The organism is Rhizobacter sp. Root1221, assembly GCF_001425785.1.
Taxonomy (GTDB): domain Bacteria; phylum Pseudomonadota; class Gammaproteobacteria; order Burkholderiales; family Burkholderiaceae_C; genus Rhizobacter.
Window position 1 is genome coordinate 44,558 of record NZ_LMDI01000024.1, and the last position, 18,003, is coordinate 62,560.

Annotated in this window: 14 protein-coding genes and 3 pseudogenes; 8 read left to right on the forward strand and 9 right to left on the reverse strand. The window is 68.9% G+C overall.

Annotated features, from left to right (window positions below):
* Window positions 1-10: 10 nt before the first annotated feature.
* From ASC87_RS18180 to ASC87_RS30800, 5 genes and pseudogenes are all read right to left on the reverse strand, one after another.
* Window positions 11-1,633, reverse strand: a complete 1,623-nt coding sequence (locus ASC87_RS18180; protein WP_056665321.1) for an ABC transporter substrate-binding protein — start codon at window positions 1,631-1,633, stop codon at window positions 11-13.
* Window positions 1,634-1,693: 60 nt separating this feature from the next.
* On the reverse strand, window positions 1,694-2,986 hold the full coding sequence (locus tag ASC87_RS18185; protein WP_056665216.1) for an FAD-binding oxidoreductase: 1,293 nt from the start codon (window positions 2,984-2,986) through the stop codon (window positions 1,694-1,696).
* A gap of 13 nt (window positions 2,987-2,999) precedes the next feature.
* Window positions 3,000-3,177, reverse strand: a pseudogene (locus ASC87_RS33280) (haloacid dehalogenase type II); the annotation flags it as partial.
* Window position 3,178: 1 nt separating this feature from the next.
* Window positions 3,179-3,784: pseudogene (locus ASC87_RS18190) on the reverse strand (haloacid dehalogenase type II); the annotation flags it as partial.
* A gap of 1 nt (window position 3,785) precedes the next feature.
* Window positions 3,786-3,987: pseudogene (locus tag ASC87_RS30800) on the reverse strand (haloacid dehalogenase type II); the annotation flags it as partial.
* Window positions 3,988-4,417: 430 nt separating this feature from the next.
* Here ASC87_RS30800 and ASC87_RS18195 point away from each other — a divergent pair.
* From ASC87_RS18195 to ASC87_RS18210, 4 genes are all read left to right on the forward strand, one after another.
* Window positions 4,418-5,290, forward strand: a complete 873-nt coding sequence (locus ASC87_RS18195) for a GNAT family N-acetyltransferase (protein ID WP_157604113.1) — start codon at window positions 4,418-4,420, stop codon at window positions 5,288-5,290.
* Complete coding sequence (locus ASC87_RS18200; protein ID WP_056665222.1) at window positions 5,290-6,222, forward strand: glyoxylate/hydroxypyruvate reductase A; 933 nt, start codon at window positions 5,290-5,292, stop codon at window positions 6,220-6,222. Before ASC87_RS18195 ends, ASC87_RS18200 begins: the two co-directional genes overlap by 1 nt.
* Window positions 6,223-6,361: 139 nt before the next feature.
* Window positions 6,362-7,756: an aminotransferase class III-fold pyridoxal phosphate-dependent enzyme gene (locus ASC87_RS18205; protein ID WP_056665326.1), complete on the forward strand. Its 1,395-nt coding sequence runs from the start codon at window positions 6,362-6,364 to the stop codon at window positions 7,754-7,756.
* Window positions 7,757-7,795: 39 nt separating this feature from the next.
* On the forward strand, window positions 7,796-8,293 hold the full coding sequence (locus tag ASC87_RS18210) for an Lrp/AsnC family transcriptional regulator (protein ID WP_056665225.1): 498 nt from the start codon (window positions 7,796-7,798) through the stop codon (window positions 8,291-8,293).
* A gap of 43 nt (window positions 8,294-8,336) precedes the next feature.
* Here ASC87_RS18210 and ASC87_RS18215 read toward each other — a convergent pair whose 3' ends face one another.
* On the reverse strand, window positions 8,337-9,515 hold the full coding sequence (locus ASC87_RS18215; RefSeq protein ID WP_157604115.1) for a M20 aminoacylase family protein: 1,179 nt from the start codon (window positions 9,513-9,515) through the stop codon (window positions 8,337-8,339).
* Window positions 9,516-9,776: 261 nt separating this feature from the next.
* On the opposite strand from ASC87_RS18215, the gene ASC87_RS32475 reads away from it, so the two are divergent.
* The 4 genes from ASC87_RS32475 (at window position 9,777) to ASC87_RS18235 (ending at window position 14,628) form a co-directional block, all read left to right on the forward strand.
* On the forward strand, window positions 9,777-10,193 hold the full coding sequence (locus tag ASC87_RS32475; protein WP_056665229.1) for a DUF4148 domain-containing protein: 417 nt from the start codon (window positions 9,777-9,779) through the stop codon (window positions 10,191-10,193).
* A gap of 293 nt (window positions 10,194-10,486) precedes the next feature.
* On the forward strand, window positions 10,487-10,900 hold the full coding sequence (locus ASC87_RS18225) for a DUF4148 domain-containing protein (protein WP_056665231.1): 414 nt from the start codon (window positions 10,487-10,489) through the stop codon (window positions 10,898-10,900).
* 116 nt (window positions 10,901-11,016) lie between these two features.
* A complete protein-coding gene (locus tag ASC87_RS18230) occupies window positions 11,017-12,957 on the forward strand; it encodes an ABC transporter ATP-binding protein (RefSeq protein WP_082568732.1) in 1,941 nt (646 codons plus the stop codon).
* A gap of 9 nt (window positions 12,958-12,966) precedes the next feature.
* A complete protein-coding gene (locus ASC87_RS18235; protein ID WP_056665232.1) occupies window positions 12,967-14,628 on the forward strand; it encodes an NAD(P)/FAD-dependent oxidoreductase in 1,662 nt (553 codons plus the stop codon).
* 3 nt (window positions 14,629-14,631) lie between these two features.
* On the opposite strand, the gene ASC87_RS18240 is transcribed toward ASC87_RS18235, so the two are convergent.
* The 3 genes from ASC87_RS18240 to ASC87_RS18250 form a co-directional block, all read right to left on the reverse strand.
* Window positions 14,632-15,846: an MFS transporter gene (locus ASC87_RS18240; RefSeq protein WP_082568725.1), complete on the reverse strand. Its 1,215-nt coding sequence runs from the start codon at window positions 15,844-15,846 to the stop codon at window positions 14,632-14,634.
* Between the two features lie 133 nt (window positions 15,847-15,979).
* Window positions 15,980-16,402, reverse strand: coding sequence for an Rrf2 family transcriptional regulator (locus tag ASC87_RS18245; protein ID WP_056665234.1), 423 nt, complete (start codon window positions 16,400-16,402; stop codon window positions 15,980-15,982).
* A gap of 77 nt (window positions 16,403-16,479) precedes the next feature.
* Window positions 16,480-17,952, reverse strand: coding sequence for a M20 family metallopeptidase (locus tag ASC87_RS18250; RefSeq protein WP_056665236.1), 1,473 nt, complete (start codon window positions 17,950-17,952; stop codon window positions 16,480-16,482).
* Window positions 17,953-18,003 lie beyond the last annotated feature (51 nt).

Below are 18,003 nucleotides of genomic sequence, written 5' to 3' on the forward strand. Positions count from 1 at the left end.
GGCCTCCGGGTCAGGCTGCCGTATCGAGCCACACGCTCTCGGCGAAGTTGAAGCCCATCAGGCCCCCCACCGGGATCGGGGACAAGCCCTTCAGCTTCGTGCTGTGGCCGTCGAGGCTCGTCAGGAACAGTGGAATGCCGATGCCGGCCTGCTCGTGGATCATCGTCTGCAGGTCGGCATACATCTGCTTGCGCCGGGCCACGTCGGTCTCGGCGCGAGCGGCCACCAGCACCTGGTCGAACTTCTCGCTCTTCCAGCGCGACTCGTTCCACGGCGCGTCGGACTTGAAGAACTGCGTCAGCAGGATGTCGGCGCTCGGCCGCGGATTGACGTTGCCGAATCCGACCTGGCTGTTCAGCCAGTGGTTGCTCCAATAGCCGTCGGCTGGCATGCGCTTGACGTCGAGGTCCAGGCCGACGCCCTTGGCGGTCTGCTGCATCACGAGCGCCATCTCGACGGAATACAGCGCCGCCGGCGATGCCACGATCGAAACGGCACCGCTGACGCCGGCCTTCTTCAGGTGGAACTTCGCCTTCTCCGGATCGAACGGCCGCTGCGGCAGGCCGGCGAAGTGGAAACGGTTGGTCGGGTCGACCGGCTGGTCGTTCGCGACGACGGCCTGGCCCAGCGCGATCGTCTTCTTCATCTGCTCGCGATCGAACAGGTGCTTCATCGCCAGCACGAAGTCGGGATTCGCGCCCGGCCCGACATCCTTGCGCATGATGAGGTCCGAATACTGGCCCGACTGTGTCTTGAACACCGCGAAGCCGGGCGTGCCGGTGATGCGTGCCATCGAACGCGGGTTCACCGAGCCGACCAGGTCGATACCGCCGGACAGCAACGCGTTGACGCGCGCGCCTTCGTCGCCGATGCCGATGAACTCGATCTCGTCCAGGTAGGGCTTGCCGGGCTTCCAGTAGTTGTCGTTGCGCACGACAACCGAGCGCACCCCGGGCTTGAACTCCTTGAGCTTGTACGGCCCGGTGCCGATGCCGGCGGCAAAATCGGTGGTGCCGTCCTTGACGATGTGGAAGTGGAAGGTGCCGATGACGACGGGCAGGTCCGCGTTCGGCGACGTCAGCACGATCGTCACCTCGTTCGGGCCGGTGGCCTTCACGCTTTCGATCTGGTCGGCGAACACCTTGGCCTTGGACGCGGTGGCCGGATCCTTGTGGCGCGAGATCGAGTAGACGACGTCGGCCGGCGTCAGCGCCTTGCCGTCGTGGAAGGTCACGCCCTTGCGAAGCGCGAAGACCCACGTCTTGGCGTCGTTCGTCGTGAACGACTCGGCCAGCGCCGGCTGCGGCGTCAGGCTGCCATCCAGCGACGTCAGCCCGTTGTAGATCATGTTGCAGCGCGAGTAGTCCGTCTGGTTCGACTGTTTCGCCGGATCCAGCGTATCGGTGGCGGCCGCCGTGATGCCGGCAACGCGGATCTTGCCGCCGCGCCGGGGCGTCTGCGCGTGCACAGACTGCGCCGACGCCGCGAGGCCGCCGGCCAGGGTGGCCTGCATGCCGCCGGCCATCAGCATCGCGAGGACGTCACGACGTGTCGCGCCGCCCTGCAGTGCACCGAACAGGCGCCGACTTTCTTCGGGGCCGACGAGGGTGTCGAGTGACTTGCGGTCTGTCATGGTTTCTCGCTTCTGGTCCAAGGGTTATCGTGCAATCGACGACGAAGGTAGAAGGCGCCTTCAGGCGAGGCGATCCTTCATGCGGAAATACAGGCCCACCGCGGGCAGGAACCAAGGCGGGCCGAGATGCCCCGGGATCGCCCGCCACTCGCGGCCGCGCCACGGATTGGCCGATGCGTCGCCCGCCATCACCGCGGCCATGCGTTCGCCCATCAGCACCGACATCTGCGTGCCGTGGCCGCTGTAGCCGGTTGAATAGAAAAGGCCGTCGCGCTCGCCGGCATGCGGCAGGCGGTCCTGCGTCATGTCGACCAGGCCGCCCCAGCAGTAGTCGATGCCGACGCCTGCAAGCGACGGGAAGATTTCCACCATGCCAGCCCGCAGGATCTCGCCGCTCTTCGCGTCCGACGCGGGATTGCTGACGCCGAACCGTGCCCGGCCGCCGAGCACCAGCCGGTGATCGGGTGTCAGGCGGAAGTAGTGGTGGATGTTCGCAACCGTGACGTAGGTGCGGCCCTCGCGCAGCAGCGCACGTGCGCGCTCCGCCCCGAGCGGTTCGGTGACGACGATGAAGCTGCCGATCGGCACGATGCGCCGGCGCAGCCAGCCGAAGCTCGCATAGCTGCCGTGCCGTGCCGCGCCGTTGGCGAGCAGCACCTGCTGCGCCTGCAGGCTGCCGCGGCTGGTGTGCACGCGGTGCGCCTGGCCACCGCCGAGCCGCTCGAGGCGCTGCACGCAAGTGCCGGTGCTGATCAACGCGCCGTGACGCTCGGCTGCCTGTGCGAGCCCGCCAGCGAAGCGGCCCATGTGCATCTGGCCGCTGCGCTTGTACAGCAGGCCGCCCGCAAAGCGGTCACTCTCGACCTCGGCCCGCACGCGCGCCGCATCGAGGATCTCGACGTCGGTGTCGACGCCGTCGCGCACCAGCCGCTCCGCACTGCGCGACAGCACTTCCAGCTGGGCGGGCTTCGTCGCCAGCTTCAGCTTGCCGCGGCGAACGAAGTCGCAGTCGATCGCTTCGTCGCGCACGATGCGCGCCACCGTGTCGACCGCTTCGTCGTAGGCGTGGTACCAGGCTCGTGCCCGTTCGGTGCCCACCTTCGCGGCCACATCGGCATAGTCGACCGCGAGCCCGTTGTTGACGTGGCCGCCATTGCGCCCCGAGGCCTCGGCAGCGACACGCTCCCCGGCTTCCAGCACGACGACCTTCGCGCCCTTCCGTGCCAGCGCCAGCGCCGCCGACAGCCCGGTGAAGCCGCCGCCGACGATCGCGACGTCGCACTGCGACGGCAGCTCCGCCCCGCGCGGCACGAAGGCCGGCGCGGAAGATGTCCAGTACGACTCGAGCTTCATGGTGTGGGAACGTTCAAAGACCGACCACGCCGGGCAGGCCGCCGATGTCGGCGATCTCGGTGTAGCGGTATGCCGGGTTGCCGGGGCCGTGRCCGCGGTTGACGAACACCTTGTTGACGATGCCCAGGTCGTCGGCCGACATCAGGTCGTAGCGCATGCTGGAAGACACGTGCAGCACGTCTTCCGGATTGNCCGCGGTTGACGAACACCTTGTTGACGATGCCCAGGTCGTCGGCCGACATCAGGTCGTAGCGCATGCTGGAAGACACGTGCAGCACGTCTTCCGGATTGCAGCCCAGCGAGTCGAGCATGTATTCGAACGCCTGCAGGCGCGGCTTGTAGGCCTGCGCCATCTGCGCGGTGTACACGCGGTGGAAGGGCGCKCCCAGCTTGGCCACGTTGCTGTGGATCTGGTCGTCCGACGCATTCGACAGGATCACCAGCGGGATCTCGTGGGCAATCTTGGCCAGGCCGGCCGGCACGTCCGCATGCGGGACCCAGGTGGGCACCGCGTCGTAGTACTGCTGCGCCTCGGCGTCGATGTACTGCAGCTTCCATTTGCGGCAAAGGCGGCGCACGGCGTTCTTCAGCACCACCTCGTAGGGCTGCCAGGCGCCGAGCACCTCGTCGAAGCGGTAGGCGGCGAAGTCGGCCACGAACTGGTCCATCTGCTCGCGCGCAACGCGGTCGGCGAACATGGAGATGCGTTTGGCTTCGGTGTCGAAGGCCGCGGAATCGCAGGTCGAAGCCGTCAGCTTCGGCAAGGAGCGTCCGGCCGTGCAAGGCAGCGACGAAGCCNCGGCGTTCTTCAGCACCACCTCGTAGGGCTGCCAGGCGCCGAGCACCTCGTCGAAGCGGTAGGCGGCGAAGTCGGCCACGAACTGGTCCATCTGCTCGTGCGCAACGCGGTCGGCGAACATCTCGCGCGCCATGTCGCCCATGCGAAAGCGCGTCAGCGTGCCGTAGCAGTCGAAGGTGATGTACTTGGGGCGGAAGCTCATCGGTGTCTCGCAGTGTGGTGGAAGATTGATGTGGTGTGACGGATTCATTGCATCACGGAGCCACCGCGCGCAGATCGTGAATTTCGCCCCTCACCGGATCGAAGCTGCCGTTTGGCGGGCCTGTCGCGGCATGCCGTGCCGTACGCCCCGCAGGTGTGCGCGATGCACCGCATGGCGCCCCGAAATCGGTCAGCACACGCTGCTGCCGCGGGTTCGCCCCCATCCCTACCGCATCGCGTGAAACACAACACTGCGCGTGGGGGCGCGGCAGATGTGTTCGTCCGGACGCCCGGCGCCGCAGCGTTATGGCAAAGCGACCACCCGCCGCAGCGCATGCTGTCGAATTGCTCGGAAACCCGAATTGCGGCTGGCGCCGCGGCGCGATTACACCCAAGATGAGCGCCCATACATGGACCCGGAGAATCACACGATGGGTGCAATCCAAGCACCGGTTTTCGACGGCATCACGCTGCGCGAGATGACCGCAACCGACCTCGCGGCCGCGCATGAGCTGACCGGCGAGTTGCGCTGGTCGTACCGGCCCACCGACTGGGAACAGGCGTTCCGCCACGGCGAAGGCCTGGTCGCCGAGCGTGACGGGCAGATCGTCGGCACGGGACTGCGCTGGCGCTGGGGGCCGCAGCACGCGACGATCGGGCTCGTCGTCGTGGCCCCGGCCTGCCGGGGGCGGCGCATCGGCCACCGCCTGATGACGGCACTGCTCGAAGGGCTCGACCAGCACACAGTGCTGCTGCACGCGACGGCCGACGGCCGCGGCCTCTACGAGCGCCTGGGCTTCGTGCGCATCGGCGAAGTGCGGCAGCACCAGGGCATCGCGCAGCCGACGCCCCCCATCGCGCTCGATGCCGGCTGGCGCCTGCGTCCCGCAACAGAAACCAGCTTGCCCACGCTGCGCGCACTCGATGCCGACGCGCGCGGCATGCCGCGCGACACGCTGATCGACGAGCTGTTCCGCGACGCCGAGGCGGCCGTGGTGCTCGACCATGACGACCACGCCTGCGGTTTCGCGATGCTGCGCCGCTTCGGCCGCGGTCACGTGATCGGCCCGGTGGTCGCACCCGACGCCCAAGGTGCGAAGGCGCTGATCGCCCATTTGTCAGGCCTGAACGCGGGCCGCTTCACGCGCATCGACATCGACTTCGACAGCGGCCTGGCCGAGTGGCTCGAAACCCTCGGCCTGCTGCGCGTCGACGCGCCGACCACGATGCTGCGTGGCGCGCCATTGGCCCAGCCCGGCGGCGGGCCGCGGCTGTTCGGCATCGTCACACAGGCGTTCGGCTGATGCGGCAGGTGCTCGTCTACAAGGCGGATCCGCAGCGCGGGCGGCAGTGGGCCGAGATCTTTCGCGACGAGGCCCCGGAGATCGAGTTTCGCCTGTGGCCGGATGTCGGCGATGGCGCCGACGTCCACTACCTCGCCGCATGGGAACCACCGGCGGACCTGGCCACGCGGCTCCCGAACCTTCGGCTCCTGCTGTCCACCGGCGCCGGCGTCGACCAGTTCGATTTGACCGCGCTGCCGCCCGGCCTGCCGGTGGTGCGCATGGTCGAACCCGGCATCGTGTGCGGCATGGTCGAGTACGTCACGCATGCCGTGCTCGACCTGCATCGCGACATGCCGGCGTACCGGCGCGCGCAGCAGCAGCGGGAATGGCAGGTCATCCAGGTGCGGCCGGCCTCGGAGCGACGGATCGGCGTGCTGGGTCTCGGCTCGCTCGGTCAGGCGGTGCTCGACAAGCTCGTCTCGTTCGGTTTCGATTGCGCGGGGTGGAGCCGCTCGCGGCACGAGGTGCCAGGCGTGGTGTGCCATGCGGGGGCCGACGAGCTCGAAGGCTTTCTCGCGCGAAGCGAGATCCTGGTCTGCCTGCTGCCGTTGACCGATGAGACGCGCGGGCTGCTGAACTCGGCGCTGTTCGCGAAGCTGCCCAAGGGCGCGAGCCTCGTGCACGTGGGACGCGGGCCGCAACTCGTTGCGGCCGAGCTGCTGCGGGCGCTGGACGAGGGCCACCTCGCCGAGGCCGTGCTCGACGTGACCGATCCCGAGCCGCTGCCTCGTGACCATGCCCTGTGGTCGCATCCGCGCGTGCGCGTCACGCCGCACATCGCCAGCATGACGCAGCCGCACACGGCGGCGCGCGTGGCCATCGACAACCTGCGCCGCTTCGCGCGCGGCGAGCCGCTGGTCGGCCTCGTCGATCGCCGGCGCGGCTACTGACCGATGTCCCGCAGCATCATCTGCCGAAGCGGCCAGCACAACGACATCAAGCGCGGCACGAGGGCGGCAAAGCAGCACCCCGCCGTGCGAGCTCGGTCCTAAGCTCTGCTTCACCTCATTCCTATAGAAGCCGATGTCGATGAGCTCCGACCGCCACGCCCCCGATGCCCTTGCTGCGCTCGACCGTGCGCACCTTGTCCACCCAGTCGCCGCCTGGCGCCAGCACGAAGAGCGCGGCCCACTCGTGCTCGCGTCCGGCCGTGGCGCCTGGCTCACCGACGCCCGCGGCCACGAGCTGCTGGACGCTTTCGCCGGCCTGTGGTGCGTGAACATCGGCTATGGCCAGGAAAGCGTCGTGCAAGCCGCGGCCGAACAACTGCGCACCCTGCCCTACGCCACCGGCTACTTCGGCTTTGCCAGCGAGCCGGCGATCCGCCTGGCCGCCAAGCTCGTGGACATCACGCCGCGGTCACTGACGCGCGCGTACCTCACCCTCGGCGGCTCCGAGGCCGTGGATGCCGCGGTGCGCTTCATCGTGCAGTACTGGAACGCACGCGGCCGGCCCGCGAAGAAGCACTTCATCTCGCTCGAACGCGGCTACCACGGCTCGTCGTCGACCGGCGCCGGCCTGACCGCGCTGCCTGTTTTCCACCGCGGCTTCGACCTGCCGCTGCCCACGCAGCACTACATCCCGTCGCCAAACCCCTATCGCCACCCGCAGGGCGGTGATGCGCAGGCCCTGATCGCCGCTTCGGTGGCTGCGCTGCGCGCGAAGGTCACTGAGGTCGGCGCCGGGAACGTGGCCGCGTTCTTCTGCGAGCCGATCCAGGGATCGGGTGGCGTGATCGTGCCGCCGGTGGGCTGGCTGAAGGCCATGCGCGAAGCCGCTCGCGAGCTCGACATCCTGTTCGTCGTCGACGAGGTCATCACCGGCTTCGGGCGCACGGGCCCGATGTTCGCGTGCGCAGCCGAAGGCGTGGAGCCCGACCTGATGACGATGGCCAAGGGCCTCACCGCCGGCTACGTGCCGATGGGCGCCTTGATGCTGTCGGAGCCGGTCTATGCCGCGATCGCCGATGCGGCGCCGGCCGGCGCGCCCATCGGCCACGGCGCCACCTACTCGGGCCACCCGGTGGCCGCGGCCGTTGCGCTGGAAGTGCTGCGGCTGTACGACGAAGGCGGCATCATCGAGAACGGCCTGCGCGTGGCACCCCACTTCGCGGCAGGGCTCGACGCCTTGCGCGAGCATCCGCTGGTGGGCGACGCCCGCCACCGCGGGCTGCTCGGAGCGCTGGAGCTTGTCAGCGGCAAGGCGAGCAAGCGCGGCTTCGACGCGGCGCTCGCACTGCCCGACCGGCTGTTCGCGGCCGCCTACCGCAACGGCGTGATCTTCCGCTGTTTCGGCGACGCGGTGCTCGGCTTCGCGCCGGCGCTCACGTTCACGGAATCCGAGTTCGAGCAGCTCTTCGTGCGCCTGCGCCGCACGCTCGACGACGTGCTGTCGGCCCCCGACGTGCGCGCCGCGCTGGCCTGAGGTGCAAAATGGGGTTCATCGCGACCGCCCACCATCACCATGTCTGAGGCATTCAAGCTCGACCGGCTCGACTTGCGCATCCTCGCGCAACTGCAGAAGAACGGCCGCGTCACCAACGTCGACCTGGCCGACGCCGTAGGGCTGTCGCCGAGCCCATGCCTGATCCGGGTCAAGCGGCTCGAGCAGGCCGGCTACATCTCGGGCTATGGCGCGCACCTGCGGCTGGAGAAGCTGGGCGACACGCTGACCGTGTTCACCGAGGTGACGCTGGCGGACCATCATCGCGAGGACTTCCTCCGCTTCGAAACCGCGATCCGCGAGGTCGACGAGATCCTGGAATGCCACCTCGTCAGCGGCGGTTACGACTACCTGCTTCGTTTCCTGACACGGGGCGTGAACCACTATCAGCAGGTGATCGAAGGCCTGCTCGACCGCAACATCGGCATCGAGAAGTACTTCAGCTACATCGTCATCAAATCGCCGTTCATCAAGACGCACTGTTCGATCGAGCGGCTGTTCCCGGAGCGCGCCGAGTGAGCGCCGCAGGGGGCGAGAATGAACCCGCCCCCACCCCGCCCCCTCACATGGGTGCGGAACCCAGCGCGCGCTGCGCGACCGCGCAGAACCAGCGCACGCCGTAGGGCAGCGCGTCGTCGTTGAAGTCGTAGCAGGGGTGGTGCAGCGGGCGCCCGCCGTCCTCGCCCGGGGCGGTGCGGCCCTGGCCAAGCCAAAGGTAGGCGCCCGGCCGCTCGCGCAACAGGAACGCGAAGTCCTCCGAGGTGAACGCCGGCCGCGGCGCAACGCTTGCCTGCAGCCCCGCGGTTGCGGCGGCTTCGAGCGCGAGTTGCGCTTCGGCTTCGCTGTTCACCGTCGCCGGGTAGTAGCGGTGATAGGTCACGTCCGCTTCGACACCATGCGCCAGCGCCACGCCGGCCGCGGCGTCGCGCAGCGCGGCCTCGATCCGGTCCTGCACGCCGGCGTCGAAGCTGCGCACCGTGCCGGTCAGTGTTGCTTCGGCCGGCAGCACGTTGTGGCTGCTGCCGCCCGAGACGCGCGTGACCGACAGCACCGCCGACTCGGCCGGATCGATGCGGCGCGAGACGATCGTGTTCAACAGCACGACGAGCTGGCTCGCGGCCAGCAGCACGTCGGGCGTGCGGTGCGGCTGCGCCGCGTGGCCGCCGCGGCCGCGCAGCACGATGTCGAAGCGGTCGGCCGCTGCCATGACGGGCCCGGGGCGCGTCTGCGCATGGCCGAGCGGCAGGTCGGGCCAATTGTGCAGCGCATAGACGGCGTCGCACGGGAAGCGCTCGAACAGGCCTTCCTCGACCATCACACGCGCGCCGCCGCGGCCTTCTTCGGCGGGCTGGAAGATGAAGTGGACCGTGCCGTCGAATTGGCGCGTGCGCGCGAGTTGCCGCGCCGCGCCGAGCAGCATCGCGGTGTGGCCGTCGTGCCCGCAGCCGTGATGCACGCCGGCATGGCGGCTCGCATGGCCCAGGCGCGATTGCTCGGCGATCGGCAAGGCATCCATGTCGGCGCGCAGGCCCACGGTGCGCGTGCCGCCGCCGTGACGCAGCGTGCCGACCACGCCGGTGCCGGCCAAGCCTTCGTGCACCTCGAGCCCGAGCAGGCGCAGCGCGGCGGCGACGATGCCGGCCGTGCGCTTCTCCTCGAACGCCAGCTCGGGATGCGCGTGCAGGTCGCGCCGCAGCGCGACCAACTCGGGCAGCAGGTCGTCGATCGTGTCGGCGGCCATTCGGCCGAAATGCTGCAACGCCATGGGACTCCAATGAGCAGGACGATGCAGCAGCTTAGGCACTGGCGGGCACACACGTGCGCCGAACCCGCCCGCCTGAACGGCAGCGGGTGCCGTTTTCCGGTTCAGGACAGAACAATGTTCGGCGGGATTGTTGCGTGCCAGGGAACAGGCCATTGGCCCCAGCCATCTTTTTCAGGATCAGGTCGAACCCTAGAGTTCACCCCATCGACACACCACTTTCCTGAAAGACACGACACCATGAACCGCAAGCACCTCCTCGCCGCTGTCCTCCTCGCCGTTGCCGGTTCGTCCGCGCTTGCCGGCGGTGAATACGACCCGCTGGGTCAATCCGCCGAACCCGCTGCCAAGTCGACGGTGACCCGCGCCCAGGTCAAGGCCGAACTGGCCGCCGCCCGCGCCGCAGGCGAACTGCGCAGCGACCGCGACGACCGCGTGCTCCCGTTCCGTGACGTGAAGTCCACGCTCACTCGCGACCAGGTGAAGGCTGAATTTGCCGCGGCCGTAGCCGATGGTTCGATCGCCGACTTCGATCACAACCGGCAGTACACCCACACCCCGGTGGCCACGTCCACGCTGACCCGCCAGCAGGTGCGTGAAGAAACCCAGGCCGCGCTGCGCGCCCGCCGCGCCGGCAACCAGGCCGAAGGGTCCTGAGGCCCCCCGGGCCCAAGCCCGCACCACCCATTTCCTCCTGCGCTTGACTCCTCTTGAACCACCTTCGGGTGGTTCTTTTTTTGCGCGCAGGCGAACCACCAGGGTCCCTGTGGCGTGATTGTTTCGGAATCAGCAATGCGCAATTGAAGCCAGGCTACTTTTTCCGGCCCCGGGTAATCCCTAAAGTTGAGCCCATCGATGAGCCACACACCAGGCGACTCACCGAGGCAGGACAGGACGGCGAAGCCGCCATGCCCCGACCCAGTCAAACCTCTGATACGGAAGCCATCACCATGAACACCCGCCAAGCCTTCACCGCCGCCGCCCTCGCCCTCCTCGCTTCGTCCGCGTTCGCTGGCGGCGAGTTCGACCCCCTGACCGGCTTCGGCCCGGCCCCGGTCAAGTCCACCCCCCGTGTGGCGGTGACGCAGGCCGACCGCGCCGCCGTCGAGCGTTTCGACGCCGGCACCGCCTACGCCCAGGCCCCGAAGGCCTCCGCCAATGCCGGCCTGACCCGCGCTGAAGTCCGCGCCGAGTTCCTGCGTGCACGCAACGAAGGCGAACTGGTCAGCTTCGACACCGGCCTCGCCTACGCCCAGGCCCCCACCCGCCAGTCGTCGCTGACCCGCGAACAAGTGCGTGAAGAGACCCGCCTGGCGCTGCGCGCCAATGAGTCGGGCGTGCGCAACGCCAAGGCCGGTTCCTGAACCGCGCTTCCCGCCGCACAAAGAAGCCGCCTACGGGCGGCTTTTTGCTGCGCGCGCGACGCCGGTGACAGGCAGGGACGACAATCCCATCCTCCTGACCGACCCCGATGGCGTCCATGTTCAGCTTCTTCGAATCCCGCATCCAGCCCACCGCGATGCCGCCCGGGCCACCGCCCGCGGGGCTGATCGCGTTCTATTGGCATTTCATCCGCCAGACGCGCAGCCTCTACGCGGCGATGTTCGTCACCGGCCTCGCGGTGGCGATGATCGACATGCTGATCCCGGTCTTCATCGGGCGGCTGGTCACGCTGATGCAGGCCACCGACCGGGCCGCCGCGTTCGCGGAAGCGCTGCCGGCGCTGCTCGGCATGGCCACGCTGGTGGTCGTGGGCCGGCCCGTGACACTGATCGCCGACAGCCTGGTGCGCAACAACGCGGTGGTGCCCGGCGTGACGAGCCTCGTGCGCTGGCAAAGCCACTGGCACGTCGTGCGCCAGAGCTGGCCGTTTTTCCAGAACGACTTCGCGGGCCGCATCGCCAACCGCGTAATGCAGACCAGCAACGCGTTGCGCGAATGCGTGGTCGCCAGCATCCGGGCCATCTGGTACATCGCCGTCTACGGGATCAGCTCGCTCGTGCTGATGTCCCTGGCGGACTGGCGCCTCGCGATCCCCACGCTGCTGTGGTTCGCCGGCTACATGGTGTTCCTGCGCCATTTCGTGCCGCGCATGCGCGACCTCGCCAAGGTCAGTTCGGAGGTCCGCTCGGCCGTGATGGGCCGGGTGGTCGACAGCTACACGAACATCCTGACGGTGAAACTCTTCGCCCGCGTGCGCGACGAGGACGCCTACGTGCGCGAGATGATCGACGAGCACACCGGCGCCATCGCGGCCCACATGCGGCTCATCACCCGGTTCATGGCCACGCTGGCCGCGATGAACGCCCTGCTGCTCGTGAGCACCGCGGCCATCGGCATCAGCCTGTGGGCGCGGGGCGAAGTGTCGGCCGGCATCGTGGCCACGGCACTGCCGCTCGCGTGGCAGATCGCCAACGTGGCGGGCTGGGTGAGCTGGGAAGTGACCGGCATCTTCGAGAACATCGGCGTGGTGCAGGAAGGCATGGAAACCATCGCCGTGCCCCACACGCTGACCGACGCCCCCGGCTCGCCGGAACTGGCCGTGCCGAAGGGTGAGATCCGCTTCGAACACCTGACCTTCACCTACGGGCGCACCGACGGCAAGAAGGTGCTCGACGACTTCGACCTCACCGTGCGGCCCGGCGAACGGGTGGGGCTCGTGGGCCGGTCGGGCGCGGGCAAGTCCACCATCGTCAACCTGCTGCTGAGGTTCCACGAGGTGGAGCACGGCTGCATCCGCATCGACGGCCAGAACATCGCGGACGTGACGCAGGAGAGCCTGCGCGGCGCCATCGGCCTCGTGACGCAGGACACCTCGCTGCTGCACCGTTCCATCGCCGCGAACATCGGCTACGGCCGACCCGGTGCCACCGCGGCCGAGATCGAGGCCGCCGCACGCCGCGCGCAGGCGCACGAATTCATCCTCGACCTGCAGGACTGGAAGGACCGCACAGGCTACGACGCCCACGTGGGCGAACGCGGCGTGAAGCTGAGCGGCGGCCAGCGCCAGCGCATCGCCATCGCCCGCGTGGTGCTGAAGGATGCGCCCATCCTGGTGCTGGACGAGGCCACGTCGGCGCTCGACAGCGAGGTGGAACTCGCCATCCAGAACCAGTTGCTCGACCTGATGGAGGGCAAGACGGTGATCGCGATCGCACACCGCCTCTCCACCATCGCGCGCATGGACCGCCTGGTCGTGCTGGACCAGGGCCGCATCGTCGAACAGGGTTCCCACGACGAACTCCTCGCGCGCGGGGGACACTACGCGCTGTTGTGGAAGCACCAGTCGGGCGGTTTCCTGCCGCAGGAGATCACCTCCGACGACCCGGTGCTGACCGACGACACCCCGTGCGACGAGATGCGCGCCGAGGAACAGCCCGAACCGAGCACCAACGATGAATCCCCGAGGCCGAAGGCCTGACCGAGTCCCATGCTGAGAATCACCGAACTGCGCCTGCCCCTCGACCACGCCGACGACGCCCTGCGCCCGGCCATCGTCGAACGGCTGGGCATTGCCGACGCCGGCCTGACCGCCTTCACCGTCTTCAAGCGGGCGTACGACGCGCGCAAGAAAAGCGCGATCGTGCTCACCTACACGGTCGACTGCGAACTCACCGACGAGGCCGGCGTGCTGCTGGCCCACGAGGGCGACCCGCAGGTGCGCACCACGCCCGACACGCGCTACCGCTTCGCCGGCCACGCGCCGGCCCACTTCTTCGCGGGGGAACGCCCCCGCCCGCTCGTGATCGGTTTCGGCCCGTGTGGCATCTTCGCGGCGCTGATCCTCGCGCAGATGGGGCTGCGCCCCATCGTGCTCGAACGCGGCAAGGAAGTGCGCCAACGCACGAAGGACACCTGGGGCCTGTGGCGCCAGGGGGTGCTGAACCCCGAGTCGAACGTGCAGTTCGGTGAAGGCGGCGCCGGCACGTTCTCGGACGGCAAGCTGTGGAGCCAGATCAGCGACCCGCGCCACCTCACCCGCAAGGTGCTGACCGAGTTCGTGAAGGCCGGCGCGCCGGAGGAGATCCTCTTTGTCAGCAAGCCGCACATCGGCACGTTCCGCCTGGTCAGCATGGTGGAGAAGATGCGCGCGGACATCGAGGCGCTGGGCGGCGAGGTCCGCTTCGAACAGCGGGTGACCGACCTGCACGTCGATGCGGGCCAGGTGCGTGGCGTGACCCTGGCGTCGGGCGAGCAGCTGCGGTCGGACCACGTGGTGCTCGCACTGGGCCACAGCGCGCGCGACACGTTCGCGATGTTGCACGCGCGCGGGGTGTACCTGGAGGCCAAGCCGTTCTCGGTGGGCTTTCGCATCGAACACCCGCAGGGTTTGATCGACCGCGCACGGTTCGGCCCCAACGCGGGCAACGAGATCCTCGGCGCGGCCGACTACAAGCTCGTGCACCACGCAAAAAACGGCCGCTCGGTCTACAGCTTCTGCATGTGCCCGGGGGGCACGGTGGTGGCCGCCACGTCGGAAGAAGGCCGCGTGGTCACGAACGGCATGAGCCAGTACTCCCGCAACGAGCGCAACGCCAACGCCGGCATCGTGGTGGGCATCTCACCGCAGGATTACCGCCAGGACGGCCTGGCCGACGGCCCGGTGAACCCGCTCGACGGCATGGCCTTCCAGCGGGTGCTGGAGTCGCGCGCCTTCGAACTGGGCGGTGGCGGCTACCAGGCGCCGGGGCAGCTCGTCGGTGACTTCATCAAGGGCCGCGCGTCGAAGGCCCTCGGGTCGGTGCAACCGTCGTACAAGCCCGGCGTGTTCCTCACCGACCTGGGCCAGCCCGGCCGCAGCAGCCTGCCCGAGTACGCCATCGCGGCCATCCGCGAGGCGCTGCCGGCGTTCGAGCGGCAGATCAAGGGCTTCTCGATGCCGGACGCGGTGCTGACCGGGGTCGAGACCCGCACGTCCTCCCCGCTGCGCATCACCCGCGGCAAGGACAAGCAGAGCCTGAACGTGCGGGGCCTGTACCCCGCCGGAGAAGGCGCGGGGTACGCGGGCGGCATCATGTCCGCCGGCGTGGATGGCATCGAGGTGGCCGAAGCGCTGGGCGCCCATCTGCTGGGCGTGCCGCAGCCCGGGTGACGGTCAGCGCCGCAGGGCCGCGGCGATCACGGCGGCGGCCACCACCGCGAGCACGCTGCCCAGCACCATGGCGCTCGGGATGCCCAGCCCGTCCACCAGGCGACCGCCGAACAGCGCGCCCGAAGCGATCGCCACCTGGAAGCCGGTGACCAGCAGGGCCTGGCCGGCCTCCGGCGCCTCGGGCAGCGACGTCTGCATCCAGGTGGTCAGCGCCACGGGGATGATGCCGAACGCACTGCCCCAGACGAAGGCCACGACCACACCGGCCACCAGGCCGCCGCTGGTCAACGCCGCGAACAACAGCACGGCGGCGATCAGCACCGCGGCCAGCAGCGCCGCACCCTGGGCACTGCGCGTGGCCACCCGGCCGCCCACGAAGGTGCCGAGGAAACCGGATGCGCCATACACCAGCAACAGGCCGGTGACGACCTCCGCGGACAGCCCGAACGTCTGGCCAAGCAGCGGCGTGAGGTAGGTGTAGGCGGCGAAGTGGCCGGCGATCATGAAGAGTGTCACCAGCAGGGCGTTGCGGGCCCCGCGGCTGGCAAACGGCTTCAGCAGGTCACGGGCCTGCGTGGCACGGGCCGGTGGCATCGGCGGCAACAGCCACACCTGCACGGCCAGGACCACCGCAGACAAGACGGCGGCCACGCCGAACACCGCGCGCCAGCCCGCCAGGTTGCCCAGCAACGACCCCGCCGGGACACCGGCCACGGTGGCCACGGACACCCCGGCCAGCACGTACGAGATGGCGCGGGCCTGTTGGGCCGGCGGCACCAGGAACGCGGTGGCGCCCGGCGCGAACGTCCAGAAGCCCCCGACGGACAGGCCCAGGAACACGCGTGCCACGAGCATCGTCGCGAAGTTCGGCGCCAGCGCCGCCAGCACGTTGGAGACCAGCAGCATCACGGTGAGCGCAATCAGCACCGATCGCCTGTCGAGCCGGCCCGATGCCACGATCAGCGCCGGTCCGGCCAGCGCGGCCACCACGCCGGGCATCGTGACCATCAGGCCCGCCAAGCCCTGCGACACCCCAAGCCCGTCGGCGATGGTGGGCAGCAGCCCGATGGGCAGGAATTCGGTGGTCACCGTGGAGAACGACCCCACGGCGATGGACGCCACCGCGAGCCATGCGGACGCACGGACGGCGGGGCTGGTGTGGGCGGGGGCGGTGCCGGCGAGGCCGGCCCGGTCGGCCGTGGTGTCGGCGCTCACCATGCCGTGGCTCCGGTGAACGAGCGCGTGTGGGTGTGTTGGTTCATGGGGACTCCCTGGTGTCTGTGTGTGGGTCGGTACGACAAAAATGTGACGTTTGATATAACAATTTCGAACGTAAAAAAGCGCGGAGAAGTCAGGAGCCAGCCTGCATGCTGGCCAGCACATCGGCCAGCGTCTGCCGGGCGAGGCCCTGCTCGAAGCCGTGCTGGGCCTCGCGCAAGACGTCGTCCATGCAACGTTTCATGTTGCGGCTGACCTTGCATTCCTCGGCCACCGGGTACCCGTGCATGGCACACGTGGCCGGTGCCGCACTGGCCCGGTAGATGTCGAGCAGCGTGATGCCCTCGGGGGCCTTCGCCAGCGTGCAAGCCCCCGTCTTGCCCCGCGTGGTGTGCACGAGACCGGCCTTGGCCAGCTTCGACAGCACGCGGCGCACGAAACTCGCGTCCGCGTTGACGCTGGCCGCCAGCTCGGCCGAGTGCACCGGCTCGCCACGCGCACCCAGTGCCGCCATCACGTGCGCGGCGACAGAGAACTGGACGTTGGCTTGCGACATTCTGTGACTGTAATCGTCACATTAAAACCTTGCGAGCCGCCATGTCATCGCGGCCCGGGGTGGCGGGAGGGGGTGCGCTACACGCGGCCAATCACCTGCGCGACGGCGGCGGTGAGGCGCTTGCCATAGGGCACATGCAGGAACTCGTTCGGCCCGTGGGCATTGCTCTTGGGGCCGAGCACGCCGCACACCATCATCTGCGCCGACGGGAAACACTGCTGCAGCAGGCTCATCAGCGGGATGGTGCCGCCCTGCCCGATGTACCCGCACGGCGCACCGAACTGGTCCATCGAGGCCCGGTTCAACGCGGTCTCGAGCCACGGCGACAGGCTCGGTGCGTTCCAGCCGGTGGCGCCCACGGCCCCCACGCGGCCATCGGCGGCGAAGGTAACCCGGGCGTTGTACGGGGCGTTGTCCTCCAGCAGGGTCTTCAACTGCGCGGCTGCCACGTTGCCGTCGATCAGCGGCGGCAAGCGCAGGCTGAGCTTGAAGGCGGTGAAGGGGCGCAACACGTTGCCGGCGTCCTTCATCGCGGGGAAACCGTCGGCGCCGGTCACGCTCAGCGTGGGACGCCACGTTCGGTTGAGCAGCGCTTCGAGCGGGTCGGTGGTGGTGGGCAGCGTCGGGCCGCCGTCGGCGCCGCAGGCCCACGGGAAACGCTTCCACACCTCGTCACCCAGGATCTGCGCCGTGGCGCGGGCCTGTTCGATGCGGTCGGCGGGGATGGTGCAGTGGAAACTCTCGGGCAGCAGCTGCCCCGTCTTCGAGTCTTCCAGCCGGTCCAGCACGTGGCGCAGGATGCGAAAGCTCGACGGCACGAGGCCGCTCGAATCGCCCGAGTGCACCCCTTCGCTCAGGATCTCCACCTTCAGCGTGCCACTCACCATGCCCCGCAGGCTGGTGGTGAGCCACAGCTGGTCGTAGTTGCCGGCACCGCTGTCCAGGCACACCACGAGGCTCACGTCGCCCAGGCGTTCCTTCAGTGCGTCCACGTACACGGGCAGGTCGAACGAGCCACTTTCCTCGCAGGCTTCGATGAGGCCCACGCAACGCGGCCGGGGCACCCCCTGCGCGTCGAGCGCGAGGATGGCAGCGATGGATGCGTACACCGCATAGCCGTCGTCGGCCCCCCCGCGGCCGTACAGCAGGCCGTTCTCGTACTTGGGCGTCCAGGGGCCGAGGTCGTTGCGCCAACCGTTGAACTCGGGCTGCTTGTCGAGGTGGCCGTACAGCAGCACGGTGTCGGTGCTGCCCGCTTTCGTGGCCGGCACCTCGAAGAAGATCACCGGCGTGCGGCCCTCGATGCGCACCACCTCGAGCTTCAGGCCGGCCACCTTCTTGCCCTCGACCCAGGTGGCGGCGTCGCGCACCACCTTGTCGATGAAGCCGTTTTTCTGCCAGTCGGCATCGAACATGGGGCTTTTCGCGGGGATGGCAATGTAGTTGGTCAGCGCCGGGACGATCTCGTCGTCCCACATCCGGTCGGTGAATGCGGCGATGGCACCGGGCAGGTCGGGGGTTCGCGGAGCGAGGGGGTCGCGTGCGTTCATGGGGCTCTCCTTGTCACCTGCGCGAAGTGTAGAACCGCATCGGGGCCGCAT